This window comes from Bradyrhizobium australiense (genome assembly GCF_013114825.1).
GTDB lineage: Bacteria > Pseudomonadota > Alphaproteobacteria > Rhizobiales > Xanthobacteraceae > Bradyrhizobium > Bradyrhizobium australiense.
Genome location: NZ_JAAVLX010000006.1, coordinates 148,144 through 174,448, shown reverse-complemented (window position 1 = coordinate 174,448; position 26,305 = coordinate 148,144). Strand labels below are relative to the sequence as shown.

Below are 26,305 nucleotides of genomic sequence, written 5' to 3'. Positions count from 1 at the left end.
TCCCCAATCCCCAAGAGCGAGCTTCGCTCGTCTCGACCCCGCAAGGGGGAGGGGAGCCGATCCGTTCGTGCCCGCCTCACTGCCAACGAGGCGTCCATGACCCACCCCGGCGAACAGTTCTATCCGCAAGGCGTCCGCTGGGACGATTCGATCGCGCGCGGCACGCTGCCGGATCTATTATCGGATGCGGCCGCCGAGTTCGCCTCGCGGCCGGCAATTGAATTCCGCGACCGGCCGATCAGCTACAGCGAACTCGAAGCATTGGCGGAGACCGCCGCCAGCGCCTTTCTGCGCGCCGGTTACGGCAAGAACAATTCGGTCGCGCTGTTCCTCGGCAATTCGCCTGACCACCCGATCAATTTCTTCGGCGCGTTGAAGGCAGGCAGCCGTGTCGTGCATCTGTCGCCGCTCGACGGCGAGATCGCGCTGGCGCATAAGCTCTCTGACTCCGGCGCGCGTGTGCTGGTGACCAGCAATCTGTCGGCCCTGTTGCCGACCGCGCTGAAATTTCTCGATAAGGGGCTGCTCGATCGCCTGATCGTTTGCGAGGACGACCATTGGGGGAAGGTCGGCACACCGCAAGCGGCGCTGCCGGATACTTCGAAGATCGTCCCCTACAAGCAATTCATCGATGGTGCGGAGAAGCCGACGAAGTGGCCGGCAATATCGACCGATGACGTCGCGCTGCTGCAATATACGGGCGGCACTACCGGCTTGCCGAAGGGCGCGATGCTGAGCCACGGCAATCTGACGTCAGCGGTGTCGGTCTACGATGTCTGGGGCAAGCCGGCGCGCGCCGAGCGCAATGCGATCGAACGCGTGATCTGCGTGCTGCCGCTGTTTCATATCTATGCACTGACGGTAGTGCTGCTGTCGTCGATCCGGCGCGGCAATCTGATCTCGCTGCACCAGCGCTTCGATGTCGAGGCTGTGATGCGCGACATCGAGGTGAAACGCGCGACCGCCTTCCCGGGCGTGCCGACCATGTGGATCGCGATCGCCGGGCTCCCCGACCTCGACAAGCGCGATCTGTCCTCGCTGGTCAGCGTTGGCTCGGGCGGCGCACCGCTGCCGGTTGAAGTCGCACGGATCCTCGAGCAGAGGGTCGGCATGAAGCTGAAGAGCGGCTGGGGCATGACCGAAACCTGCTCGCCCGGCACCGCACACCCGAAGGAGGGGCCTGACAAGCCCGGCTCGATCGGCCTGATGCTGCCCGGCATCGAGATGGACGTGGTGTCGCTGGAGGATCCGACCAAACTGATGCCGGTTGGCGAAACCGGTGAAATCCGCATCCGCGGTCCGAACGTCACCAAGGGATACTGGAACCGGCCGAAGGAAACCGCGGAAGCTTTTGTCGGCGACCGCTTTCTCACCGGCGACATCGGCTACATGGACGCCGATGGATATTTTTATCTGGTCGACCGCAAGAAAGACATGATCATCTCCGGCGGCTTTAACGTCTATCCGCAGATGATCGAGCAGGCGATCTATACGCATCCTGCCGTGCAGGAGGTGATCGTGATCGGCATTCCCGACGATTATCGCGGCGAGGCGGCAAAGGCCTTCATCAAGCTGCGCGCGGACGCAAAACCGTTCACGCTGGATGAACTGCGCGCCTTCCTCACCGGCAAGCTCGGCAAGCACGAACTGCCCGCGGCGGTCGAATTCGTTAACGAGTTGCCGCGCACACCGGTCGGAAAATTATCGCGCCACGAATTACGCATGCAGCAGAGTTCGCCGCAAGCCGCATCAATCAAACAGCAGCAAGTTGCAACGGGAGGTCGTTCCTAAACTCCGCCGTCGTCCCGGCCAAGCGAAGCGCAGAGCCGGGACCCATACGCCGCGGCCTGGCCTGGGGCAGATTGGGAGACGGCTTTGCTAACAACAAAGCCGGTGGTTATGGGTCCCTGCGTTCGCAGGGACGACGGAAACGAAGAGTTCGCGTTACAACAATCACAGTTCGCTCACAGGAGGATCCGATGGATCTCGCTTTCAGCAAGGAAGAAATCGCGTTTCGTGAAGAAGTCAGAGCCTTCTTCCGCGACAACGTGCCGCCGGAGACGCGGCGCAAGATGGTCGAGGGCCGTCATCTCTCCAAGGACGAGATGGTCGCCTGGTGGCGCATCCTGAACAAGAAGGGCTGGGGCGTCTCGCACTGGCCGAAGGAATATGGCGGCACCGGCTGGAGCTCGGTGCAGCAGTACATTTTCAATGAAGAGCTGCAGATGCATCCGGCGCCGGCCCCGCTCGCGTTCGGCGTCAGCATGGTCGGGCCGGTCATCTACACTTTCGGCAACGAAAAGCAGAAGCAGTACTATCTGCCGCGGATCGCCAATGTCGACGACTGGTGGTGCCAGGGCTTTTCGGAGCCGGGCTCTGGCTCCGATCTCGCCTCTCTGAAGACCAAGGCCGAGCGCAAGGGCGACAGGTACATCATCAACGGCCAGAAGACCTGGACCACGCTGGCCCAGCACGCCGACATGATCTTCTGCCTGTGCCGCACCGACACGTCAGCGAAGAAGCAGATGGGCATCTCCTTCATCGTGTTCAGCATGAAATCGAAGGGCGTTACCGTGCGGCCGATCGAGACCATCGACGGCGGCCATGAGGTCAACGAAGTTTTCTTCGACGACGTCGAGGTGCCGGTCGAGAATTTAATCGGCGAGGAGAACAAGGGCTGGGATTACGCCAAATTCCTGCTCGGCAACGAGCGTACCGGCATCGCCAGGGTCGGCGTCTCCAAGGAGCGGCTGCGCCGTATCAAGGAGCTCGCCTCCAAGGTCGAGTCGAACGGCAAGCCGGTGATCGAGGATCAGGGCTTCCGCGAGAAGCTGGCGGCCTGCGAGATCGAGCTCAAGGCGCTCGAGCTGACGCAGCTCCGCGTCGTTGCCGACGAGGGCAAGCACGGCAAGGGCAAGCCCAATCCTGCATCGTCGGTGCTGAAGATCAAGGGTTCGGAAATCCAGCAGACCACCACCGAACTCTTGATGGAAGTGATCGGCCCGTTCGCCGCGCCCTATGATGAACATGGCGACGACGCCTCCAACGAGACCATGGACTGGACCGCCCAGATCGCGCCGAGCTACTTCAACAATCGCAAGGTGTCGATTTACGGCGGCTCCAACGAGATCCAGCGCAACATCATCACCAAGGCGGTGCTGGGGCTGTAAAGCCGCCACCCAAACAAACGTCGTCCCCCGCGAAGGCGGGGGACCGAGTACGCCGCGATGGTCGTGAACTGCAGGCGCCTGGGATTACTGGATCCCCGCTTCCACGGGGATCACGATTGAGCGTTCGTAGGATGGGTGGAGCGAAGCGATACCCATCACAACACAAGACCGAACAGTGCGATGGGTTTCGCTTCGCTCTACCCATCCTACGGGTTCGTTCGATTTCCATGCCTCAGGCATGATTTGAGAGAGCAAAAGAACATGGATTTTGATTTGTCCGAGGAGCAGCGCCTTCTCAAGGAAAGCATCGACGGTCTGTTGACCGACTCCTACGATTTCGATGCGCGCAAGAAATACCAGAAGGAGAAGGGCGGCTGGAGCAAGGCCGTCTGGGGCAAGCTCGCCGAGCAGGGCTTGCTGGGCCTGCCGTTCGCCGAAGCCGATGGCGGCTTTGGCGCCGGCGCGGTCGAGACCATGATCGTGATGGAAGCGCTCGGCAAGGCGCTGGTGCTGGAGCCGTATCTCGCCACCGTCGTGATCGGCGGCGGCTTCCTGCGCCATGGCGGTTCGGCCGAGCAGAAAGCCGCGCACATTCCCGGCATCATCGACGGCAGCAAGACCTTTGCCTTTGCCCAACTCGAGAAGAACTCGCGCTACGACCTCGCCGATGTCTCCACCACGGCCAAGAAGAAGGAAGCCGGTTGGGTGATCGACGGCGAAAAGTTCGTCGTGCTCAACGGCGAGAACGCCGACACCCTGATCGTGACCGCGCGCACCAAGGGCGGCCGGCATGACAAGACTGGCATCGGTGTGTTTCTCGTGCCCGCCAACGCCAAGGGTGTCACCCGCAAGGGCTATCCGACCCAGGATGGGCTGCATGCGGCCGACATCACCTTCACCGGCGTCGAGGTCGGTAGCGATGCTGCGATCGGCGATCCCGAGAACGGCCTGCCGTTGATCGAGCGCGTAGTGGACGATGCCCGCACCGCGATGTGCGCGGAAGCGGTCGGCGCGATGGATGAATCGCTGAAGACCACGGTCGAATATCTCAAAACGCGAAAACAGTTCGGTGTGCCGATCGGCAGCTTCCAGACCCTGCAGCATCGCGCCGCCGACATGTTCGTCGCCCTCGAACAGGCCCGCAGCATGTCGATGTTCGCAACCATGGCGGCCGATTTCGACGACGCCAAGGAGCGCGCCACCGCGGTTGCCGCCGCCAAGGTGCAGATCGGCAAGTCCGGAAAATTCATCGGCCAGCAGTCGATTCAGCTTCACGGCGGCATCGGCATGACCCAGGAAGCCAAGATCGGCCACTACTTCAAGCGGCTGACCATGATCGAGAACACGTTTGGAGACACCGACTACCACCTCCGCCGCGTCACCGACGCCGGCGGGTTGGTGTAACGCCCTCCGTTATTCCGGGAAGCGCGTCAGCGCGAACCCGGAATCTCGCGCCGATAACTTCTGGATTCCGGGTCTGCGCCTTGCGGCGCATCCCGGAATGACGGGCAGGATTAAGGGAGGCCGACAACGATGAAAAACACCCTGTTCGATCTCACCGGCAAAGTCGCCGTCATCACCGGCTCCAGCCGCGGCATCGGCCGTTCCTCCGCAGAGCTATTGGCAAAACTCGGCGCGAAAATCGTGATCTCCAGCCGCAAGGCGGACGCCTGCCACGAAGTCGCCGAGGGAATTAAAAAGGCCGGCGGCGACGCTCATGTTATTCCATGCAACATTTCCCGCCGCGAGGAAGTCGAGGCGTTGATATCGGGCACCACAAAACATTACGGCAAGGTCGACATCCTCGTCTGCAACGCCGCGGTGAACCCGTATTACGGCCCGCTGCTCGACATCAAGGACGAGGCGTTCGACAAAATCATGGGCTCTAACGTCAAGAGCAACATCTGGCTCTGCGCGTTGGCGATTCCGCAAATGGCCGAACGCGGCAACGGCTCGGTGGTGATTATCTCCTCGATAGGCGGCTTGCGCGGCTCCACCGTGATCGGCGCCTACGGCATTTCGAAAGCGGCGGATTTCGCACTATGCCGCAGCCTCGCCGGCGAATGGGGCCCGAAGGGCGTTCGCGTCAATTGCGTGGCGCCGGGCCTCGTCAAAACCGATTTCGCCCGCGCGCTGTGGGAAGACCCGGAAAACCTCAAGCGCCGCACCGCCACCACACCGCTGCGGCGTATCGGTGAGCCTGACGAGATCGCCGGCGCAGTAGCCTATCTCGCCTCCGACGCCTCCACCTTCATGACCGGCCAGACCATCGTGGTGGACGGTGGCGTGACGACAGCGGCGGTGTAGCTGCCGTCGTCCCTGCGAACGCAGGGACCCATACCGCGTTGTGCTCTCGGCTCAAGCCCAGATGGCTGACGTTTTTCGTCAATGGGCGCCGGTGGTTATGGGTCCCTGCTTTCGCAGGGACGACGACAGAGTGATATTGACGAACCCTCCCCAATCGGATTGCCTCTCCACAACCAACAATCCTCCCAGGGAAGCAACGTCATGTCCTTTGTGCTGGCCATCGATCAGGGCACCACGTCCTCGCGCGCGATCGTATTCCGCAGCGACATCTCCATCGCCGCCACCGCGCAGCAGGAATTCCCGCAGCATTTTCCGGCCTCCGGCTGGGTCGAGCACGAGCCGGAGGATATTTGGACCTCGACCGTGATGGTCTGCCGCGAAGCGCTGGAAAAAGCCGGCCTGAAAGCAAAAGACATCGCCGCGATCGGTATCACCAACCAGCGCGAAACCACAGTCGTGTGGGATCGCGCCACCGGGCAAGCCGTGCACCGCGCCATCGTCTGGCAGGACCGCCGCACCGCCGATACCTGCGCCAAATTGAAGAGCGAAGGCCATGAGCCGGCGATCTCTGGCAAGACCGGCCTGATCGTCGACCCCTATTTTTCCGGCACCAAAGTCGCCTGGATCCTCGATCACGTCCCGGGCGCGCGCGAACGTGCCGGCCGCGGCGAACTGATGTTCGGCACCGTCGATTGCTACCTGCTGTGGCGGCTGACCGGCGGCAAGGTACACGTCACCGACGCCACCAACGCCTCGCGCACGCTGCTGTTCAACATCCACACCGGCGAGTGGGACGACGAGCTGCTGAAAATGCTGCGTGTGCCGCGCTCGATGCTGCCGGAGGTCAAGGACTCTTCCGCCAAGTTCGGCGACAGCGTCGCTGATCTATTCGGCGGCTCGATTCCGATCTCCGGCATCGCCGGCGACCAGCAGGCCGCGACCATCGGCCAGGCCTGCTTCACGCCCGGCATGATCAAATCGACCTATGGCACCGGCTGCTTCGCGCTGCTCAACACCGGCACCACGCCGGTGGCCTCCAAAAACAAGCTACTCACCACCATCGCCTATCAACTGAACGGCAAACGCACCTACGCGCTCGAAGGCTCGATCTTCGTCGCCGGCAGCGCGGTGCAATGGCTCCGTGACGGCCTCGGCATCATCAAGCAGGCATCCGAGACCGGCCCGCTCGCGGACAAGTCCGATTCGATGCAGAGCGTCTATCTGGTGCCGGCTTTCGTCGGCCTCGGCGCGCCCTACTGGAATCCGCGCGTCCGCGGCGCGCTGTTCGGCCTGACCCGCAACACCGGCCCCGCCGAGCTCGCGCATGCCGCGCTGGAGAGCGTCTGCTATCAGACCTTCGATCTCTGGGCGGCGATGCGCGCCGACTGGCCGGACGCAACCGCCGCCAATGTCGTGCTCCGCGTCGACGGCGGCATGACCGCGTCGGACTGGACCATGCAGCGCCTTGCCGATCTGCTCGATGCGCCGGTCGATCGTCCGATGATCCAGGAGACCACGGCATTGGGCGCCGCCTATCTCGCGGGGCTATCGGCCGGGGTTTATCCCGAGCCTGCAAAGTTTGCCGACAACTGGCGCCTCGAACACCGCTTCAAGCCGGCGATGAGCAAGGCGACGCGAGAGCGGAAGTTGGCTGGCTGGGCGAGGGCGGTGAAAGGCGTGCTCGCCAGCGATGAGGGGAGTGACGTCAGTTGATGGTGCCCAACGGCTATTCGGACGTTCCCGCCGGCAAGGTCGCCGCCGTCGTCACCCATCTGGAGATGACCGCGCGCCCGGCGCGGCGTCCCGATCCCGCCGGAGCCTGGTCGCTGCGCCGGGTTGAGATGCCGCCGCTCGACTGGTTTCGTAATCTCTATCGTCGCGTCGGTGAGGAATGGCTGTGGTTTTCGCGGATACCGATGCCCGACGCCGAACTCGCGGCACGGCTTCATTCGCCGCAGCTCGAAGTCTACGCGCTGATCGATGACGGCCACGACGAGGGATTGCTGGAGTTGGACTTTCGCGAACCCGGGCAATGCGAGATCGGCATGTTCGGCGTCACCGCAAAACTGGTCGGCACCGGCGCCGGCCGCTGGCTGATGAATCGCGCGCTGGACATCGCCTGGTCGCGGCCGATCGAGCGCCTCTGGCTACACACCTGCACCTTCGACCACCCCGCCGCGCTTCCCTTCTATCAGCGCTCGGGTTTTCGTGCCTTCCGGCGGCAGATCGAGATCGCCGACGATCCCCGGCTCGATGGCACCGCGCCGCGCGATGTGGCGCAGCATGTGCCGGTGATTGAGTGAAGCAGTAGAGCGCTTCTCATCCTCTGCTCCGCGAAGACGAGGACCCAGTGTTTCAGAGCCGCTGATGATAAATCGGCAAGGCTGCAGTGTACTCGACACCCCGCTTTCGCCGGGTTTGAGAGTCCATTACACTGGCCGTTCCGTCCGCCCGAAGAGTGGTGAAAACAAAATGATCCTGATCGGCCAATTCGACTCCCCCTTCGTCCGCCGCGTTGCGATTGCGATGCGGCTCTATGGCATCGACTTCGAGCACAAGCCGTGGTCGACCTTCGGCGATGCCGACAAAATCGCGGCCCACAATCCGCTGCGGCGGGTGCCGACGCTGGTGCTGGATAGCGGCGAGGCGCTGATCGAGAGCGCGCTGATCCTGGATTATCTCGACGATCGCGTCGGCGCCGATAAAGCGATGATCGCGCGGAGCGGCGAGGCGCGCTGGCGGCATTTGCGGATTTGCGCGCTGGCGATGGGGCTCGGCGATAAGGGTGTCAGCCTGCTGTACGAGCGCGTGCTGCGCAAGGAGCAGCTCGATCTCTGGGTCGAGCGCTGCAAGGCGCAGATCGCGGGAGTGCTGGAGGTGCTGGAGAAAGAGCGCGGCGCGGTCAAGACGCCGTATTGGTTCGGCGAGCGCGCCGGCCATGCCGATATCGCGGTCGCCTGCGTGCTGCGTTTCGTCGGGGAAGCACATCCCGAGTTGTTCGACGCCAGCTATCGCGCGCTGAAGGCGCATTCCGCCGCTTGTGAGGCGCTGCCGCCGTTCCAGGAAATCGTCCAGCCGCTGGCGCCGCCAAGCGGCGATTGAGCTGGACGGGGCCGCGCCCGGCCACGGAGCTAGGCCCAATCCTACTTTGCATGGGGTTGTTTTCGCGATTTGTTCAGCAGCCGCTGGCCCCGTAGGATGGGCATCCCACCATCGAGGATGGTCTGCAGACAAATGGTGGGCACGGCGCAAGCGCGCCTTTGCCCACCCTACTTCGCCCGCATCGCCTCCGGCGTATCCGGCTGCGCCAGCGGATGGGCCTTGGCGAATTCCGGCAACGCCATCGCGGTCTCGAAGATGCGCTTCACGGTCGGATAGGTCGCCAGATTGACCTGCTGGTTCAGCGCCACGGTGACATGACCGACCATACAGATATCGGCCAGCGTGGGCGCATCGCCATGGCAGAATTTGCCGGTGTCCTTGTTATCAGCGAGATGCCCCTCCAGCGCCGCCAGCGTTTCCACGATCCAGTGCCGCCGCCATGCCGCCTGCTGCGTGTCGCGCAGATTCAACTCATGGTCGAGATAGCGCCGCACCCGCGGCGTCAGCAGCGGGTGACCCTCGCAGGCGACCATCAGCGCCAGCGCCCGGACGCGGGCGCGGCCGGCGGGCTCAGCGGGCAGCAGCGGCGGCGTGGGGTATTTCTCGTCAAGATATTCGAGGATGGCGAGCGACTGGAACAGCGTGGTGCCGTCATCTTCCACCAGCGCCGGCAGCGCCATCTGCGGATTGATCCGGCGATATTCGGGATCGCGATGGGCATTGGCATCGATGTCGACGAACACCACGTCGGCCGGCACATTTTTCAGATTGAGCGCGATGCGAACGCGAAAGCTCGCCAGCGATCGCCAGAAGGAGAAGAATTTCATGGGACCTCCGCCTTTCTTCCCCTCTCTCTTGTGGGAGAGGGTGGATCGAATGAGCGAAGCTCATTCGAGACGGGTGAGGGGTTCTCTCCGCGAATAGAAACCCCTCATCCGGCGCTTCGCGCCACCTTCTCCCACAAGGGGAGAAGGGAAGAAAGCGGCTCTAGGCCCCGACCGCCTTCTTCCGCCAGGCCAGATGCACCGCGCAGGTGCATCCTGGCGGATGCGAGGTAACGTCGTTGGCGGGAACGGACGCCTTCGGCGCTGGCTCTTTCGTCGCCTGTTCCTGCGAGGGAATGTAGTTCAGCACCGGCGCCAGCCAGCGCTCGGTCTCGGCGACACTCATGCCCTTGCGCGCGGCATAGTCCTCGACCTGGTCGCGCTCGATCTTGCCGACGCCGAAATAGAAGCTTTCGGGGTGGGAGAAATAAAGCCCCGATACCGACGAGCCCGGCCACATTGCAAAGCTCTCGGTCAGCTTCACGCCGGCGGTGTTTTCCGCATCGAGCAGCCGGAACAGCGTCGCCTTCTCGGTGTGATCGGGCTGGGCGGGATAGCCGGGCGCGGGGCGAATGCCGGCATATTGCTCGAGGATGAGCTGGTCGGAGGTCAGCGCCTCGTCCGGCGCATAGCCCCAGAACTCCTTGCGCACGCGCTGATGCATCCGCTCGGCAAAGGCTTCGGCGAGGCGATCGGCCAGCGCCTTGCACAGGATCGAGGAGTAATCGTCATTGGCGTTCTTGAAACGGTCGGCCACCGCATCCTCGCCGATACCGGCGGTGACGACGAAGCCGCCGACATAATCTGATACGCCCGACGACGCAGGCGCGATGAAATCCGACAACGCGGCGTTGAAGCGGCCTTCGCGCTTCTCCAACTGCTGACGCAGCGTGTGGAAGGTCGCGATCTTCCTGGCTCGCCTATCATCGGCATAAACCGCGATGTCGTCTCCTTCCGCATTGGCCGGCCAGAAGCCGATGGTAGCGCGGGCCGTGAACCATTTTTCCTTGATGATGCGGTCGAGCATCCTGCGCGCGTCGTCATAGAGCGAGCGCGCGACCTCGCCGATCTTGGGATCATCGAGAATGGCCGGGAAGCGCCCGGTCAGTTCCCAGGTCTGGAAGAACGGCGTCCAGTCGATGTATTCGGCAAGCTCGGCGAGATCGTAGGCATCAAAACTCTTGAGGCCGAGGAACGACGGCTTCTTCGGCGGCGTTTTCGCAAACTCGGCTTTGACCGCATTGGCGCGGGCGTCGGCAAGTTTTAGCCGCTTCTTGTCGGCCTGCGCGCGCAGATGCGCCGCCGATATCTTGGCGTATTCGGCGCGGATGTCGGCGGCATAGGCCTCGCGTCTGTCGGGCGAGAGCAGCGACGATGCGACACCCACCGCGCGGCTCGCGTCATTGACGTGCACCACCGGCCCGCCCTTGTAGTTCGGTTCGATCTTCACGGCGGTATGGACGCGGCTCGTGGTGGCGCCGCCGATCAACAGCGGCATCTTCATGCCCTGCCGCTCCATTTCGCCGGCCAGAAAGCTCATCTCGTCGAGCGAGGGCGTGATCAGGCCGGATAGCCCGATGATATCGGCGCCCTCGGCCTTGGCGGTCTCGATGATCTTGTTGGCTGGCACCATGACGCCGAGGTCGATCACCTCGAAATTGTTACATTGCAGGACGATGCCAACGATGTTCTTGCCGATGTCGTGGACGTCGCCCTTCACGGTCGCCAGCACGATCTTGCCGGCTGCATTGCGGCCATCGCCGGTCACGCCATTGGCGAGATTGCGCGCCTTTTCCTCTTCCATGAACGGCATCAAATAAGCGACCGCCTGTTTCATCACGCGCGCGGATTTCACCACCTGCGGCAAAAACATTTTGCCGTCGCCGAAGAGGTCGCCGACAATGTTCATGCCGGCCATCAGCGGGCCCTCGATGACGTTGAGCGGACGCTCCACCGTTAGCCGCGCGGCCTCGGTGTCTTCCTCGATGAATTCGGTGATGCCGTGCACCAGCGCATGGGAGAGCCGCTTTTCCACCGGCCATGCGCGCCAGGCGAGATCCTGCTCCTTGCTCTGCTTCTCCTTGCCGCGGAATTTTTCCGCCAGCGCCAAGAGACGCTCCGACGCGCCAGAATCGCGGTTGAGGATGACGTCCTCGCACACCTGGCGCAGCTCGGGATCGATGTCGTCATAGACGATCATCTGCCCGGCATTGACGATGCCCATATCCATGCCGGCATGGATGGCATGGTAGAGGAACACCGAGTGCATCGCCTCGCGCACCGGCTCGTTGCCGCGGAACGAAAACGACAGATTGGAGACGCCGCCGGAAATATGCGCGCCCGGCAGGTTCTGGCGGATCCAGCGTGTCGCCTCGATGAAATCGACGCCGTAATTATTATGCTCTTCCAGCCCGGTAGCGATCGCAAAGATATTGGGGTCGAAAATGATGTCCTCAGGGGGAAAGCCGACCTCGTTGACCAGGATGTCGTAGGCGCGCTTGCAGATCTCGGTCTTGCGCGCGAACGTATCGGCCTGGCCGATTTCGTCGAACGCCATCACCACGACCGCCGCGCCATGGCGGCGCGCGATGCGGGCCTCGTGAATGAACTTCTCCACGCCTTCCTTCATCGAAATCGAGTTCACGACCGGCTTGCCCTGAACGCATTTCAGGCCGGCCTCGATCACGTTGAACTTCGAGGAGTCGACCATCACGGGCACGCGCGCGATGTCGGGCTCCGCGGCGACGAGGTTGAGGAACGTCACCATCGCGGCTTCGGAATCGAGCAAGCCCTCGTCCATGTTGACGTCGATGATCTGCGCGCCGTTCTCGACCTGGTCGCGCGCCACCTGGAGCGCCGCGGTGTAATCGCCCGCGGTGATCAGCTTGCGGAATCTTGCGGAGCCCGTGACGTTGGTGCGTTCGCCGACATTGACGAACGGAATTGCGGGCGTCAGTTCGAATGGCTCGAGGCCCGATAGCCGCAACCGCGGCTCGATCGCCGGGACGATGCGCGGCTTGTGCGGGGCGACCGCCGCGGCAATCGCCGCGATATGATCCGGCGTGGTGCCGCAGCAGCCACCGACAACGTTGACGAGGCCCGCCTCTGCGAACTCGCCAATCAGCCGAGCCATATATTCCGGCGTTTCGTCATACTGGCCGAATTCGTTGGGCAAGCCGGCATTCGGATAGGCACAGATCAGCGTATCGGCGACGCGCCCGATGTCGGCGATATGGGCGCGCAGGTCCTCCGCGCCGAGCGCGCAGTTGAAGCCGACCGTGATCGGCTTGGCGTGGCGGATCGAATTCCAGAACGCTTCCGGCATTTGGCCCGACAGCAGGCGGCCCGACTTGTCGGTAATGGTGCCGGAGATCATCACGGGCACGTCGATGCCGCGTTCTTCCGTGATTTCCGAAATCGCGTAGAGCGCCGCCTTGGCATTGAGCGTATCGAAAATGGTTTCGACCAGCAGCAGATCGGCGCCGCCGTCCAAGAGGCCGTTGATCTGCTCGCCATAGGCCTTGCGCAGATCGTCGAAAGTGACGGCGCGGTAGCCGGGATTGGAAACGTCGGGCGAGATCGAAGCCGTGCGGTTGGTCGGGCCGAGTGCGCCGGCCACGAAGCGCGGCTTGCCGTCCTCGGCCGAAACGCGTTCGGCGGCGGCGCGGGCGAGTTTTGCACCGTCGCGGTTCAGCTCATAGGCGAGGTCCGACATGTCATAGTCGGCCTGTGCGATCGAGGTAGACGAAAACGTATTGGTGGCGACGATGTCGGCGCCGGCGCGCAGGTAGGCGGCGTGGATATCCTCGATCGCCTTCGGCTGCGTCAGGATCAACAGATCGTTGTTGCCTCTGACATCGCGATGGAAGTCCTTGAAACGCTCGCCGCGAAACGCAGTTTCGTCGAACTGCAGGCCCTGGATCATGGTGCCCATGGCGCCGTCGAGCACCAGAATGCGCTCGCGGGCCGCGGCGAGCAAGGCGGTTCGCTTCGGCGAAACCTTCGGAATCGAAACACTCATCGGATCAGGCGGCTTTCTGTGCGCCATTGGGGCGAATGCCCAGCAAATGGCTGATCGCGAACACGAGGTCCGCGCGGTTCATGGTGTAGAAGTGAAAGGTGTCGACGCCGTGCTTGGCGAGCTTGTGAACCTGGCCGGCCGCGACGGCGGCGGCCACCAGCTTGCGCGTCTCGGCATCGTCGTCGAGGCCTGCGAACTTTTCTGCGAGCCAGTCCGGCACGGTCGTGCCGGCGCGGGTCACAAACCCGCGCGCCTGCTTGAAATTGTGCATCGGCATGATGCCGGGGACGATGGGGATATCGATGCGGCGGGCGCGGACGCGGTCGAGGTAGCGGAAGTAGAGATCGTTATCGAAGAACACCTGTGTGATGGCCCGCGCCGCGCCGGCGTCGACCTTGGCCTGCAGCGTGTCGATATCGGCATCGATCGTCGGGCTCTCGGGATGTTTTTCGGGATAGGCCGAAACCGAGATTTCGATATCGGGATAGCGCTTCTTGATGCCGGCGATCAGGTCGGGCGAACTCTGATAGCCATCCGGATGGGCGTGATAGGCGGTGCCGATGCCGGTGGTGGGATCGCCGCGCAAGGCGACGATATGGCGGACGCCGATCTCGTGATAGCGCGCCACCACGTCGTCAATCTCGCCCTTTGGCGCGCCGACGCAGGTCAGATGCGCGGCGGGCGTCAGGCGGGTCTCTTTTAGGATGCGGGCGATGGTCGAATGGGTCCGCTCGCGGGTCGATCCCCCGGCGCCGTAGGTCACCGAGACGAAATTGGGCATCAGCGGCGCCAGGCGGTTGATGGTCTCCCACAGGCTCCGCTCCATCTCTTCGGTCTTGGGCGGAAAGAACTCGAAGGAGATCTTCGGCGAATGCAGCGCACGATGGCCGTCGAAAGCGGCGGGCGTAACCTCGGTCATGGCACTTCACAAAGCTCCGAAAGAATGGGCGGACGTCAGCCGTAGCGACGATGAGCTAAAATAAGCGAAACAGGGCGGGCCAAACAGCCCATTGGAGATGGGAAATAGCCCAATATCTGCAAAATATGTGAAATTTAGGTCTTAAGAGAAGGTTGAGTGGGCTTTGGCTTTTGCTGAAGTGTGCAGCAAAAACAATGATATATTATAACGATTCCTCCGGATCGGGGTGTATTGGTTGGTGGGCAATCGTGCATAGGATCGAATTTGTCACATGTCTTCCCACTTCGGCGCGGCGATGTGACCCTCCTTTCCCCACAAGCGCGGGCCTGCTCTGCGCCGGCCGGGCCTTTGTCGCCTCCCATTGCCGCACTAGTTTAGCGCCATGATCCCGCTTTCCGTCCTCGACCTCTCCGTCGTCACCACAGGCACAAGACCCGCCGCGGCGCTGCAGAACAGCATCGATCTGGCGCGCCATGTAGATGGCCTCGGTTATGTCCGCTACTGGCTCGCCGAGCATCATAATCTGGCTTCGGTGGCCAGCCCCGCGCCCGATCTGATGATCGGCCAGATCGCGGCGGTGACGCAGAACATCCGCGTCGGCTCCGGCGGCGTGATGCTGCCCAATCACGCGCCGCTGGTAGTGGCGGAGCGCTTCAAGATGCTGGAGGCGCTGTTTCCGGGCCGCATCGATCTCGGCCTCGGCCGCGCGCCCGGCACCGATGGCGCCACCGCGCACGCGCTGCGCAGCCGGCTCGATCGCCGCGAGGGCGACGACTTTCTCGAACGGCTGAGCGAACTGGTGTTGTGGGAGACCCGCGGCTTTCCGGCCGGCCATCCCTACAACAACGTGGTCGCGATGCCGGACGATACGCCGCTGCCGCCGATCTGGCTGCTCGGCTCCTCCGACTACAGCTCAGAACTCGCGGCGCAAGTCGGCATGGGCTTCGCGTTCGCGCACCACTTCGCGTCCTACGACGCGATCGCGGCGATGACCAACTACCGCAGCCATTTCAAGCCGTCCGGCTGGCGCGAAACGCCGCACGGCATTCTCGCAGTGGCAGCGATCGCTGCCGAAACCGATGCGGAAGCCGAAAAGCTCGCTTCGTCCATGGACCTCAACCGCCTGCGCAGGGATCGCGGACAATACTTACCGCTGCCGAGCATCGAGGAAGCGCTGGCCTATGATTATACGGACGCCGAGCGCGCCTCGGTCCTGCGCAACCGCTCACGGCTGTTCGTCGGCAGCTCCGCGACCATCATGGCGAAGCTGCAGCCGATGATTACCGCAAGCCAACCGGACGAGCTGATGATCATCACCGCCGTCTACGATCACGACGCGCGGAAGAAGTCGTATAGTCTCCTGGCGGACGCGTTCGGGCTGGGAAAGAAGGCTGCTGCGTAAAAACTTTCGTCCCTGCGAACGCAGGGACCCATAACCACCGAATGCAATTGTCTTAGTGAAGGTCGGCATCGCGCTTCATCGATAGATCACGCGTTACGGTTCCCTGCGTTCGCAGGGACGACGTGTAGAGAGCCCGCGCTTACCTCAATCCTGCTTCTCGCTGAATGTCGCGCGGAACGGATGCGCCGGGTAGACGCCGACGATGCGGAATTCGCGCGAGAAGAATTTCAGCTCTTCCAGCGCAAAGGCGAGGCCGCGGTCGTCGGGATGGCCGTCGACATCGGCATAAAACTGCGTCGCAAAGAAATTGCCGTCGACCATGTAGCTTTCCAATTTCGTCATGTTGACGCCGTTGGTGGCGAAGCCGCCGAGCGCCTTGTAGAGCGCGGCGGGCAAATTGCGCACCCGGAAAACAAAAGTCGTCACAAGCGGCCCCGAGCCCTGCTTGGCCCAGTCGGCCTCACGCGCCAGCACCACGAAGCGCGTTGTGTTGTGCGCCTCGTCCTCGACATCCTCGGCCAGGATATCGAGGCCGTAGATCTGCGCCGCCAAGCGGGACGCGATCGCGGCCACGCTTCTATCCTTGCGTTCTGAGACGTCGCGCGCGCTGCCGGCGGTATCGGCCGCCACGATCGGCCTGATACCGAGCTTGCGGATGATGCGGCGGCATTGGCCGAGCGCGTGGACGTGGCTCTCCACCGTCTTGATGTCGGTAAGTTTTGTCCCCTTGGGCGCCATCAATTGATGGCGGATCGGCAAAAACCATTCCCCGACGATGAACAGGCCCGACGCCGGCAGCAAATGATGGATGTCGGCGACGCGTCCCGCGACCGAATTCTCGATCGGGATCATGCCGAGATCGGCCTCGCCCGATGCGATCGCCGACAGCGCGTCCTCGAAGGTCGCGCACGGCATCGGCTCGGCGTCCGGATACGCCTCGACGATGGCAATGTGGGAATTGGCGCCAGGCTCGCCCTGGAATGCAATTTTGAGCTTCTTGGTCATGTCTCGTTTCTCTGGCGGGCCTTTTAGCAGCCGCTCAAGCTTTTGCCAGTATGCGGCGGGCGGTTTCGAGGTCGGCGGGCGTATCGACCCCGAGCGGCACCGAATTCACGATGGCGGCGTCGATCCGCATGCCGGCTTCCAGCGCGCGGAGCTGCTCGAGTTTCTCGCGCTGTTCCAGCACGGAGGGCGGCAGCGTGACGAACCGCTCCAGCGCCTGCCGCCGATAGGCATAGAGGCCGATATGATGGTAGCGCGGCCCGTCGCCGTAGGGCGCCGTGGCGCGGGTAAAATAGAGCCCACGGAGCCGCTGGCCGCCCACGGGGGAGCCGATCAGCTTCACCACGCTCGGGTTGGTGTGCTCTTCATCCCGTCGAATCTCGGCAGCCAAGGTCCCGATGTCGACCTGGGGATCGTCGAGCAGGGCGAGCGCGGCGCGGATATCCTCAGAGGGAATGGTCGGAAGATCGCCCTGGACGTTGACCACGACCTCGATTTTCTCGTTGGGGTCGAGAGTTCTCAGCGCCTCGTAAATCCGGTCCGAGCCGGAGGGGTGCTCCGGCCTGGTCATGACCGCCTCGCCGCCATGGGCCTTTACGGCGACGGCGATCTCCGGCGTGTCGGTGGCGACCGCCACCCGGCCGATTTTTGCCTCCTCAGCCCGCCGCAGCACGTGGACGATCATCGGCATGCCGCCGACATCCAGGAGCGGCTTGCCGGGCAGGCGGGTCGCCGCCATGCGGGCGGGAATCAGCACCAAGATGCGGGTTTCGGTCATCCGGAACGAGGTCAGCCGGCCGGCAAAAACAGGCCGGGAATAATGGGGATCGGTGGAAAGTCGGCGCGTTTATACGGGTTGCCAGAGCCGGGGCAAACCGATATCTCAACCCTGCTGAGGGTGCGGCGCGAAAGGCTGATTCCTCACGCCCACCCGCGGCCGTTTTGCCGGCCTCAGTCGAACTTTCCGGCCTGGAGCCTGATCCGTTATGGACTCCTTCGAACTTAACAAGATTCTCGGTGCCATCCTCGGCACCTGCATTCTCGTTCTGGTGACGAGCTTTGCCGCTCATGCGATTTTCGCGCCCGTGAAACCGGAAAAGCCGGGCTTCGAGATCGCCGTGAAGGAAGACACCCATGGCGGCGGAGCCAAGGAAGCCGCAGCGCCGTCCGAGCCGATCGAGAAGTTGTTGCAGACCGCTTCAGTCGAGAAGGGTGCCGCTGCCGCCAAGAAGTGCGGCGCCTGCCACACCTTCGAAAAGGGCGGTCCGAACCGCGTCGGCCCGAACCTCTACGGCGTCGTCAACGAGCCGAAGGGCCAGGGACACGGCGGGTTCAATTTCTCGGCCGCCATGAAGAGCAAGGGTGGGACCTGGACGTTTGATGATCTGAACAAGTTCCTGACCAATCCCAAGGCATTCGTTCCAGGCACGGCGATGGGCTTCGCCGGCATCCCGAAGGACAGTGAGCGCGCTGACGTCATCGCCTATTTGAACTCGCTTTCGGAACACCCGGCACCGATGCCGACTGCGGCGAAATAATATTCGCCAGTCCGGCCATGGACTTGCAGCTTACGCGGCCAGGCATTGCCTGGCCGTTTGCATATGTGGATCGCGGTGTTGTTATCGAGACGTTTCGCCGCAGCGCAATTGTTCCGGTGTTGTTATCATGAGGAAAAAGCAACGTAATTGGTCGAACCCTTGCCTTATATTGGGTGCTGGCTGGCTCCCATAAGCAACAGGATTTCCGCATTTGGCGATCACCCGACGACATCTTCTGCAAGGCACTGCCGCTGCCGCAATGGCTCCAGCGCTTGGGCTTAACCCCGGTATTTCCTCGCTTGCACAGGAGCAGGCCCCGCCGGAGGGGTTGAAATGGCGGCATGCGGTCTCGACTTTCGGCGACATCAAATACCCGGCCGACTTCAAGCGCTTCGATTACGTCAATCCGAACGCCCCGAAGGGGGGCGTCGCACGCCTGTTTGAACTAGGCACCTATGACAGCTTCAACATCGTGGTGGCCGGAATTAAGGGATCGGTCGCCGGCGGTGTTGGCCGGATCTATGAATCCCTGATGGACCCATCGCTGGACGAGCCCGACAGCTATTACGGCACGCTGGCCGAGCTCGTCGCCTATCCCGATGATTTCTCCTACGCGATCTATCGGCTGCGCTCGATCGCGCGGTGGCATGACGGCAAGCCGGTGACGGTGGAAGACGTCGTCTTCTCGTTCGATGCGTTCAAGAAGCACAATCCCAGGCAAGGCGTTTATTACCAGCATGTCGTAAAGGCCGAAAAGGTCGGCGACCACGACGTCAAGTTCACCTTCGACAGCCCCGGCAATCGCGAGCTTCCGCTGATCATCGGCCAGCTCAACGTTCTGCCGAAACATTGGTGGGAAGGCACGGACGCGCAGGGGCGCAAGCGCGACGTGACGGCGACCACGCTGGAGCCGCCGCTGGGCTCGGGCCCCTATCGCATCAAGGAATTCGTCGCCGGCCGGTCGCTGGTGCTCGAGCGGGTCAAGGATCATTGGGCCAAGGATCTGCCCAACACTATCGGCCAGGACAATTTCGATGAGCTCCGCTACGAGTTCTTCCGCGACGATGTGGTCGGTCGTCAGGCCTTTCGCGCCGACCAGTTCGACTGGTACGCCGAGCGCAGCGCCAAAGAATGGTCGGTGGCCTATGATTTCTCCGCTGTCCATGACGGGCGGGTGATCAAGGAGAAGTTTCCGGTCCTGAGTTCGGGACGGATGCAGGGCTGGGCTTTCAACCTGCGCCGGCCGCTGTTCAGGGATGTCCGGCTCCGCCGCGCCTTCAATTACGCATTCGACTTCGAGGAGATGAACCGCACGCTGTCGACCGGCGAGTATCACCGCAACAGCAGCTATTTCGACGGCATTCCCGATTTCATGGCGACCGGGCTCCCCGAGGGTCTCGAACTGGAAATGCTGGAGCCCTTGCGCGACAAGGTGCCCCCTGAAGTCTTCACTACGCCCTACAAGGATCCGGTCGGTGGTACGCCGGAAGCGGTGCGCAGCAATCTGCGCGAGGCGACGCGTCTTCTGAAGGAGGCCGGCTTCGAAGTCCGCGACCGCAAGCTGGTCGATCCCGCGGGACAACCCGTCAGCGTCGAGATTCTTTGTCCCGACGAAGGCAACGAGCGGATATCATTGTTCTACAAGCCTTCGCTGGAACGGCTCGGCGTCACCGTGAGCATTCGCCGGGTCGATGACGTGCAGTTCCAGAACCGCACGCGTGACTATGATTTCGACATGACGACGGTGGTCTGGCCGCAGTCGCTGTCGCCCGGCAATGAACAGCGCGACTGGTTCGGCTCGAAGGCGGCGGAGAAGCCCGGGTCGCGTAATCTCGGCGGCATCAAGAATCCCGCGGTCGACGCCCTGATCGAGCGCATCATCTTTGCCAAGACCCGCGCCGAGCAGACGGCCGCCTGCAAGGCAATGGACCGGGTCCTGCTCTGGAACTTCTACTGCGTTCCGCACTTCAACTACGGATTCCAGCGCTACGCCCGCTGGGATCGTTTCAGCCACCCCGATCCCCTGCCCAAATACGGCGTGTCGGGATTCCCGACGGTGTGGTGGTATGATGCCGACAAGGCCGCCAAGATCGGCAAGCGCAGTTGAAGGAATCGCGCATGGCGCTACTCAATCGCCGACACGTACTCGGTCTCGGCATCGGTGCGCTGAGCGCGGGCCGATTTCGTTCCGCCGCCGCCGACAATGGCGGCACCGAGATGCACGGCATGTCGGTGTTCGGCGATCTGAAATACCCCGCCGACTTCAAGCATTTCGAATACGTCAATCCGGCGGCGCCGAAGGGCGGATTGTTTTCCACGATCCCGTCGGTCCGCGCCTACAATCAGTCCTTCCACACGTTCAATTCGTTCAATGCCTTCATCCTCAAGGGTGAAGGCGCCAAGGGTATGGAGCTGAGCTTTGATTCGCTGATGGCGCGCGCCAACGACGAGCCCGACGCGATGTACGGCCTTGCCGCAAAGTCGGTGTGGATCTCGTCCGACAAGCTCACCTACCGCTTCACGATGCGGCCCGAGGCGCGTTTTCACGACGGCTCGAAACTGACCGCACACGATGTCGGCTTCTCGTTCAACATCTTGAAGGAAAAAGGGCACCCGCTGATCGTGGTTCAGTTGCGCGACTTCGTGAAAGCCGAGGCGCTGGACGATGCGACGGTGGCCGTGACCTTCGCGCCGAACCGCGCGCGCGATGTGCCTCTCTATGTCGCGAGCCTGCCGATCTTCTCCAAGGCGTATTATGCGACGCGTCCGTTCGACGAATCGACCACCGAGATCCCGCTCGGTTCGGGGCCGTACAAGGTGGGTAAGTACGAGATCAACCGCTACGTCGAGTTTGACCGGGTCAAGGATTGGTGGGCGGCCGATCTTCCCGTCAATCGCGGCAGCTACAATTTCGACACCGTGCGTTACGAGTTCTATCGCGACCGCGACGTGGCGTTCGAGGGCTTTACCGGCAAGAACTATCTGTACCGCGAAGAATTCACCGCGCGGATCTGGGCGACGCGTTACGACTTTCCGGCGATCAAGGACGGCCGCGTCAAGCGCGAGACCCTGCCGGATGAACTGCCGTCCGGCGGGCAGGGCTGGTTCTTCAATACCCGCCGCGACAAGCTCAAAGACCCGAAGGTGCGCGAAGCGATCATCCATGCGTTCGACTTCGAATGGACCAACAAGACCGTGATGTACGGCGCCTATGCGCGCACGGTTTCGCCGTTCCAGAATTCGGACATGGTGGCGACCGGGCGGCCCTCTCCGGAAGAGCTGAAGCTGCTCGAGCCGTTCCGCGGGCAGGTGCCGGACGAGGTGTTCGGCGAGCCGTTCGTGCCGCCGGTGTCGGACGGATCGGGTCAGGACCGAACACTGCTGCGCAAGGCGCAGCATTTGCTGCAGGAAGCAAGACTCCCCGTCAAGGACGGCAAGCGGCTGTTGCCGAACGGCGAGATTTTTACCGTCGAATTTCTGCTCGACGAGCCGTCGTTCCAGCCGCATCACGCGACCTTCATCAAGAATCTCGGCCAACTCGGCATCGACGCCAGCATTCGATTAATCGACGCCGTTCAATACCGCGCCCGGGTCGAAGCCTTTGATTTCGATATGACGACGATGCGCCTGAGCATGTCGCCGACACCCGGCGACAGCCTGCGGCCGTACTTTACGTCGCACGCGGCTGCTACGAAGGGATCGTACAATCTGGCTGGTGTGGCCAGCCCGGCGATCGACGCGCTGGTCGACAAGGCCATCGGCGCCGAGACGCGCGCCGAATTGACGATCGCGTGCCGTGCGCTCGATCGCGTGTTCCGCGCCGGCCGCTACTGGGTGCCGCAATGGTATCGCACCAACCACCCGATCGCCTATTGGGACGTGTTCGCGCATCCGCCCAAGCCGGCGCGCTACGCGCAAGGCACCGGCGCGCCGGAGAACTGGTGGTATGAAGCCTCCAAGGCCGCGAAGCTGGAGCAGGCGAAGTAATTCATGACCGGCTATATCGCCCGCCGAATTTTGCTGATGTTCCCGACGCTGCTCGGGATCCTGTTCGTCTCGTTCGTGGTCGTGCAGTTCGCGCCGGGCGGACCAGTCGAGCGCGTGCTGGCGCAGCTCTCCGGCGCCGACACCGGCGGCACTTCAAGGATTTCCGGCGGCGGCAGCGATCTCGGCCCGCGCGGTCAGGTCGGCGCGTCGGCCGATGCCGTCAGTTCGAAATACCGCGGCGCCCAGGGATTGGATCCCGACTTCATCAAGAAGCTGGAAGCGCAATTCGGCTTCGACAAGCCGGCGCCGGAGCGATTCGCGCTCATGGTGTGGAATTTCTCGCGGTTCGATTTCGGCAAGAGCTATTTCCGCGACGTCAGCGTGATCCAGTTGATCAAGGAGAAGCTGCCGGTTTCGATGTCGCTCGGCATCTGGATGACGCTGCTCACCTATCTGATCTCGATCCCGCTCGGCATCCGCAAGGCGGTCGCCGACGGGTCGAAGTTCGATACCTGGACGTCGGCGATGATCATCATCGGCTTTGCGATTCCGGGATTTTTGTTCGCTATCCTGTTGATCATCCTGCTTGCCGGCGGCTCGTTCCTCAACATTTTCCCGCTGCGCGGGCTTACCTCGGACGGCTGGGCGCAGTTCCCCTGGTACTGGAAGATCATCGACTATTTCTGGCATATCACGCTGCCGCTGGTGTCGATGGCGCTCGGCGCCTTCGCCACCATGACGCTGCTGACCAAGAATTCGTTCCTCGACGAAATCCGCAAGCAGTATGTGATGACCGCGCGCGCCAAAGGCTGCAGCGAGCGCCAGGTGCTCTACGGCCACATTTTCCGCAACGCGATGCTGATCGTGATCGCAGGCTTTCCGAGCGCGTTCATTCACGCCTTCTTCTCCGGCTCGCTGTTGATCGAGACCATCTTTTCGCTTGACGGCCTCGGCCTGCTCGGTTTCGAGAGCGTGTTGAACCGCGACTATCCCGTGGTGTTCGGTACCCTGTTTATCTTTTCGCTGGTCGGCCTCGTGATCAACCTGATCTCGGACCTCACCTATATGTGGATCGATCCGCGGATCGACTTCGAGGCGCGGGAGGTCTGATGACGATCACCGCGCGCCAGCCGGTCGAGACCACAACGCAGTCGCCGCTCGGCGAAGTCGTTCCCGCCACAAGCCATGCCTTTACGCCGTCGCCGCTGAACCGCCGCCGCTGGCAGAATTTCAAGGCCAACCGCAGGGGCTATTGGTCGTTCTGGATCTTCCTCGTCCTGTTCACGATCTCGCTGTTTGCCAACTTCATCGCCAACGACAAGCCGCTCCTCGTCAAATATGACGGCCGCCTCTATTGGCCGGTTCTCTTCAACTACTCCGAGACCACCTTCGGCGGCGATTTCGAAACTACCGCGGATTATCGCGATCCCTATCTGCAGAAGCAGATTGCGGAGAAGGGCGGCACTGTCATCTGGCCGCCGATCCGCTACTCCTACGACACCCACAATCTCGACCTGCCGACGCCGGCGCCCTCGAAGCCGACCTGGATGCTGACGGAAGAGCAGTGCAAGGAGGTGGTGCAGAAAAAGGGGCTGAAGAGCTGCCGCGACCTTGAATACAACTGGCTCGGCACCGACGACCAGAGCCGCGACGTGGTCGCGCGCCTGATCTACGGTTTCCGTATTTCAGTGCTGTTCGGGCTGACGCTCACTATCCTCTCTTCGATAATCGGCATCGCCGCCGGTGGCGTTCAGGGTTATTTCGGCGGCTGGATCGACCTCACCTTCCAACGATTGATCGAAGTCTGGACCGCGATCCCCTCGCTCTATCTGCTCCTGATCATATCGGCGGTGTTGCCGCCGGGCTTCTTCATCCTGCTCGGTATTCTCCTGCTGTTCTCCTGGGTGTCGCTCGTGGGACTCGTGCGCGCCGAATTCCTGCGCGGGCGCAATTTTGAGTACATCCAAGCGGCGCGGGCGCTCGGCGTCTCCAACGCCGTCATCATGTTCCGCCATCTGCTGCCGAATGCGATGGTGGCGACCATGACGTTCCTGCCGTTCATCGTGTCATCCTCGGTGATGACGCTGACGGCGCTTGACTTCCTCGGCTTCGGCTTGCCGCCCGGTTCGCCGTCGCTCGGCGAATTGCTCTCGCAGGGCAAGGCCAATGTGCAGGCGCCGTGGCTCGGTTTCACCGGTTTCTTCTCGGTCGCGATCATGCTGTCGCTGCTGATCTTCATCGGCGAAGCCGCGCGCGACGCCTTCGACCCGCGCAAGACGTTCCGATAAGGGAGGCTCGCGCATGGATGCCATCAACCAGCCTCTGCTCGATGTCCGTGACCTCTCGGTGGCATTCGGCGATACGCTCGCGGTCGATCGTGTCTCGTTTTCCATCAAGCGCGGCGAATGCGTGGCGCTGGTCGGTGAGTCCGGCTCCGGAAAATCCGTCAGCGCATTGTCGATCCTGAGACTGCTGCCGTATCCGAGCGCTTCGCATCCCTCAGGCCATATCCGCTTCCGCGGCAGTGATCTTTTGCGCGCGTCGGAAAGCGAGATGCGCGAGATCCGCGGCAACGACATCTCCATTATCTTCCAGGAGCCGATGACCTCGCTCAATCCGCTGCATACGATCGAGGCGCAGATCGGCGAGATTCTCTCCCTGCACAACGGCATCAGTGGGCAGATGGCGCGGGCGCGCACGCTGGAGCTCTTGGCGCAGGTCGGCATTCCCGATCCCGAAACCCGGCTGAAGAGCTATCCGCACCAACTATCCGGCGGCCAGCGCCAGCGCGTCATGATCGCGATGGCGCTCGCCAACGAGCCGGACCTCTTGATCGCGGACGAGCCGACCACCGCGCTCGATGTCACCGTGCAGGCCCAAATTTTGGCCCTGCTCGCCGAGATCAGGTCCCGGCTCGGCATGAGCATGCTGTTCATCACCCACGATCTCGGCATCGTCCGTCGCATCGCCGACGTCGTCTGCGTGATGAACTCGGGCAAGATCGTCGAACAGGGCCCGGTCGAGCAGGTTTTTACGGCGCCGAAGCATGCCTACACCCGCGCGTTGCTCGCGGCCGAACCCAAGCCAGATCCGGCGCCGCCGCGGCCCAACGAGCCGGTGGTGATGTCGGCCGACAATCTCAAGGTCTGGTTTCCGATCAAGCGCGGGCTGTTGCGCTCGACCGTCGGCCACATCAAGGCCGTGGATGGCGTCAGCGTCGCGGTCCGCAAGGGCGAGACGCTCGGCGTCGTCGGCGAGTCCGGCTCGGGCAAGACCACGCTGGGTCTCGCGCTGCTGCGGCTGATTTCCTCCGACGGCCCGATCGTATTCCTCGGCAACAACATTCAGGGCCTGCGTTTCAAGGCCATGCTGCCGTTCCGCCGCGACATGCAGATCGTGTTTCAAGATCCGTTCGGCGCGCTCAGCCCGCGCATGTCGGTCGGCGATATCGTCGCCGAAGGCCTGAGCGTGCACCAGAAGTCGCTGTCGCATGAAGAGCGTGAGGCGCGCGTCGTCAAGGCGCTCACAGATGTCGGTCTCGATCCGGCGACGCGATTCCGCTATCCGCACGAATTTTCCGGCGGCCAGCGCCAGCGTATTTCGATCGCGCGCGCGGTGGTGCTGGAGCCGAACTTCGTCGTGCTGGACGAGCCGACCAGCGCGCTCGACATGCTGTTCCAGGCGCAGATGGTCGACCTCCTGCGCGAGCTGCAGCGCAAGCGGGACCTGACCTATATGTTCATCTCACACGATCTGCGCGTCGTGGCCTCGCTGGCGAGCCATCTGATCGTGATGCGTCACGGCAAGGTAGTGGAGGAGGGGCCCGCCGCGGAGCTCTTCAAGAACCCGAAGAGCGACTACACCCGCGCGCTGTTCGCCGCGGCGTTCCGGATCGAGGCTGTGCCGGGCGACGCGGCCGCTACGTAGCGCTCTTGTCGGCATCTCGGCCTCGTGGCTCGAGACGGCGCTTCGCGCCTCCTCATCATGAGGATCCAATATCTCCCCTCATCCCTGAGGAGCCTGCGCAGCAGGC

At 62.7% G+C, this 26,305-nt stretch carries 19 protein-coding genes; 14 read left to right on the top strand and 5 right to left on the bottom strand.

Annotated features, from left to right (window positions below; translation table 11 throughout):
- Positions 1-96: 96 nt before the first annotated feature.
- From pimA to HCN58_RS19500, 7 genes are all read left to right on the top strand, one after another.
- A complete protein-coding gene (gene pimA, locus HCN58_RS19530) occupies positions 97-1,791 on the top strand; it encodes a dicarboxylate--CoA ligase PimA (protein ID WP_171581006.1) in 1,695 nt (564 codons plus the stop codon).
- Positions 1,792-1,979: 188 nt separating this feature from the next.
- Positions 1,980-3,170 (top strand): pimeloyl-CoA dehydrogenase large subunit, encoded by a 1,191-nt coding sequence (gene pimC, locus HCN58_RS19525; RefSeq protein ID WP_171581005.1) that lies wholly within the window; start codon positions 1,980-1,982, stop codon positions 3,168-3,170.
- A gap of 261 nt (positions 3,171-3,431) precedes the next feature.
- The gene (pimD, locus tag HCN58_RS19520; protein WP_171581004.1) at positions 3,432-4,574 is read left to right on the top strand and encodes a pimeloyl-CoA dehydrogenase small subunit; all 1,143 of its coding nucleotides are present in this window, start codon (positions 3,432-3,434) and stop codon (positions 4,572-4,574) included.
- A gap of 129 nt (positions 4,575-4,703) precedes the next feature.
- Entirely contained in the window at positions 4,704-5,477 is a 774-nt protein-coding gene (locus tag HCN58_RS19515; protein WP_171581003.1) for an SDR family NAD(P)-dependent oxidoreductase, read from the top strand.
- A gap of 201 nt (positions 5,478-5,678) precedes the next feature.
- Positions 5,679-7,190: a glycerol kinase GlpK gene (gene glpK, locus HCN58_RS19510; protein ID WP_171581002.1), complete on the top strand. Its 1,512-nt coding sequence runs from the start codon at positions 5,679-5,681 to the stop codon at positions 7,188-7,190.
- The gene (locus tag HCN58_RS19505; RefSeq protein ID WP_171581001.1) at positions 7,187-7,780 is read left to right on the top strand and encodes a GNAT family N-acetyltransferase; all 594 of its coding nucleotides are present in this window, start codon (positions 7,187-7,189) and stop codon (positions 7,778-7,780) included. The genes glpK and HCN58_RS19505 overlap by 4 nt, the downstream gene beginning before the upstream one ends.
- Positions 7,781-7,949: 169 nt before the next feature.
- The gene (locus HCN58_RS19500; RefSeq protein WP_171581000.1) at positions 7,950-8,579 is read left to right on the top strand and encodes a glutathione S-transferase family protein; all 630 of its coding nucleotides are present in this window, start codon (positions 7,950-7,952) and stop codon (positions 8,577-8,579) included.
- Between the two features lie 167 nt (positions 8,580-8,746).
- Here HCN58_RS19500 and maiA read toward each other — a convergent pair whose 3' ends face one another.
- The 3 genes from maiA to metF all read right to left on the bottom strand — a co-directional run bounded on the left by maiA (position 8,747) and on the right by metF (position 14,343).
- Entirely contained in the window at positions 8,747-9,406 is a 660-nt protein-coding gene (gene maiA / locus HCN58_RS19495; protein ID WP_171580999.1) for a maleylacetoacetate isomerase, read from the bottom strand.
- Between the two features lie 160 nt (positions 9,407-9,566).
- Positions 9,567-13,424: a methionine synthase gene (gene metH / locus HCN58_RS19490; protein WP_171580998.1), complete on the bottom strand. Its 3,858-nt coding sequence runs from the start codon at positions 13,422-13,424 to the stop codon at positions 9,567-9,569.
- Positions 13,425-13,428: 4 nt separating this feature from the next.
- Positions 13,429-14,343, bottom strand: coding sequence for a methylenetetrahydrofolate reductase [NAD(P)H] (gene metF, locus HCN58_RS19485; protein WP_171580997.1), 915 nt, complete (start codon positions 14,341-14,343; stop codon positions 13,429-13,431).
- A gap of 382 nt (positions 14,344-14,725) precedes the next feature.
- Between metF and HCN58_RS19480 the strand changes: the two genes are divergently transcribed.
- Positions 14,726-15,745 carry an LLM class flavin-dependent oxidoreductase gene (locus HCN58_RS19480; protein ID WP_171580996.1) on the top strand — a complete coding sequence of 340 codons (1,020 nt, stop codon included), beginning with the start codon at positions 14,726-14,728 and terminating at the stop codon, positions 15,743-15,745.
- A 144-nt stretch (positions 15,746-15,889) separates the two neighbouring features.
- Here the strand turns inward: HCN58_RS19480 and HCN58_RS19475 are convergent, their stop codons facing one another.
- Positions 15,890-16,750 (bottom strand): prephenate dehydratase, encoded by an 861-nt coding sequence (locus HCN58_RS19475; protein ID WP_171580995.1) that lies wholly within the window; start codon positions 16,748-16,750, stop codon positions 15,890-15,892.
- Positions 16,751-16,784: 34 nt separating this feature from the next.
- Entirely contained in the window at positions 16,785-17,525 is a 741-nt protein-coding gene (locus tag HCN58_RS19470) for a 3-deoxy-manno-octulosonate cytidylyltransferase (RefSeq protein WP_171580994.1), read from the bottom strand.
- 208 nt (positions 17,526-17,733) lie between these two features.
- Here HCN58_RS19470 and HCN58_RS19465 point away from each other — a divergent pair, with 208 nt between their 5' ends.
- From HCN58_RS19465 to HCN58_RS19440, 6 genes are all read left to right on the top strand, one after another.
- Complete coding sequence (locus tag HCN58_RS19465; protein ID WP_171580993.1) at positions 17,734-18,285, top strand: c-type cytochrome; 552 nt, start codon at positions 17,734-17,736, stop codon at positions 18,283-18,285.
- Positions 18,286-18,544: 259 nt separating this feature from the next.
- A complete protein-coding gene (locus HCN58_RS19460; RefSeq protein WP_376701197.1) occupies positions 18,545-20,392 on the top strand; it encodes an extracellular solute-binding protein in 1,848 nt (615 codons plus the stop codon).
- A gap of 11 nt (positions 20,393-20,403) precedes the next feature.
- Positions 20,404-22,272, top strand: a complete 1,869-nt coding sequence (locus HCN58_RS19455) for an extracellular solute-binding protein (protein WP_171580991.1) — start codon at positions 20,404-20,406, stop codon at positions 22,270-22,272.
- A 3-nt stretch (positions 22,273-22,275) separates the two neighbouring features.
- On the top strand, positions 22,276-23,382 hold the full coding sequence (locus tag HCN58_RS19450) for a microcin C ABC transporter permease YejB (RefSeq protein WP_171580990.1): 1,107 nt from the start codon (positions 22,276-22,278) through the stop codon (positions 23,380-23,382).
- On the top strand, positions 23,382-24,560 hold the full coding sequence (locus tag HCN58_RS19445) for an ABC transporter permease (protein ID WP_171580989.1): 1,179 nt from the start codon (positions 23,382-23,384) through the stop codon (positions 24,558-24,560). The genes HCN58_RS19450 and HCN58_RS19445 overlap by 1 nt, the downstream gene beginning before the upstream one ends.
- Positions 24,561-24,573: 13 nt before the next feature.
- Positions 24,574-26,199 (top strand): ABC transporter ATP-binding protein, encoded by a 1,626-nt coding sequence (locus tag HCN58_RS19440; protein WP_171580988.1) that lies wholly within the window; start codon positions 24,574-24,576, stop codon positions 26,197-26,199.
- The last annotated feature ends 106 nt before the right edge of the window (positions 26,200-26,305 follow it).

Coding starts and splice junctions, on each gene's coding strand:
- HCN58_RS19500 (WP_171581000.1), top strand. CDS start 7,950: ATGATCCTGATCGGCCAATTCGACTCCCCCTTCGTCCGCCGCGTTGCG.
- pimD (WP_171581004.1), top strand. CDS start 3,432: ATGGATTTTGATTTGTCCGAGGAGCAGCGCCTTCTCAAGGAAAGCATC.
- maiA (WP_171580999.1), bottom strand. CDS start 9,406: ATGAAATTCTTCTCCTTCTGGCGATCGCTGGCGAGCTTTCGCGTTCGC.
- HCN58_RS19480 (WP_171580996.1), top strand. CDS start 14,726: ATGATCCCGCTTTCCGTCCTCGACCTCTCCGTCGTCACCACAGGCACA.
- HCN58_RS19470 (WP_171580994.1), bottom strand. CDS start 17,525: ATGACCGAAACCCGCATCTTGGTGCTGATTCCCGCCCGCATGGCGGCG.
- HCN58_RS19515 (WP_171581003.1), top strand. CDS start 4,704: ATGAAAAACACCCTGTTCGATCTCACCGGCAAAGTCGCCGTCATCACC.
- HCN58_RS19440 (WP_171580988.1), top strand. CDS start 24,574: ATGGATGCCATCAACCAGCCTCTGCTCGATGTCCGTGACCTCTCGGTG.
- HCN58_RS19450 (WP_171580990.1), top strand. CDS start 22,276: ATGACCGGCTATATCGCCCGCCGAATTTTGCTGATGTTCCCGACGCTG.
- HCN58_RS19445 (WP_171580989.1), top strand. CDS start 23,382: ATGACGATCACCGCGCGCCAGCCGGTCGAGACCACAACGCAGTCGCCG.
- metF (WP_171580997.1), bottom strand. CDS start 14,343: ATGACCGAGGTTACGCCCGCCGCTTTCGACGGCCATCGTGCGCTGCAT.
- pimC (WP_171581005.1), top strand. CDS start 1,980: ATGGATCTCGCTTTCAGCAAGGAAGAAATCGCGTTTCGTGAAGAAGTC.
- HCN58_RS19475 (WP_171580995.1), bottom strand. CDS start 16,750: ATGACCAAGAAGCTCAAAATTGCATTCCAGGGCGAGCCTGGCGCCAAT.
- HCN58_RS19455 (WP_171580991.1), top strand. CDS start 20,404: ATGGCGCTACTCAATCGCCGACACGTACTCGGTCTCGGCATCGGTGCG.
- HCN58_RS19460 (WP_376701197.1), top strand. CDS start 18,545: ATGGCTCCAGCGCTTGGGCTTAACCCCGGTATTTCCTCGCTTGCACAG.
- HCN58_RS19465 (WP_171580993.1), top strand. CDS start 17,734: ATGGACTCCTTCGAACTTAACAAGATTCTCGGTGCCATCCTCGGCACC.
- glpK (WP_171581002.1), top strand. CDS start 5,679: ATGTCCTTTGTGCTGGCCATCGATCAGGGCACCACGTCCTCGCGCGCG.
- pimA (WP_171581006.1), top strand. CDS start 97: ATGACCCACCCCGGCGAACAGTTCTATCCGCAAGGCGTCCGCTGGGAC.
- metH (WP_171580998.1), bottom strand. CDS start 13,424: ATGAGTGTTTCGATTCCGAAGGTTTCGCCGAAGCGAACCGCCTTGCTC.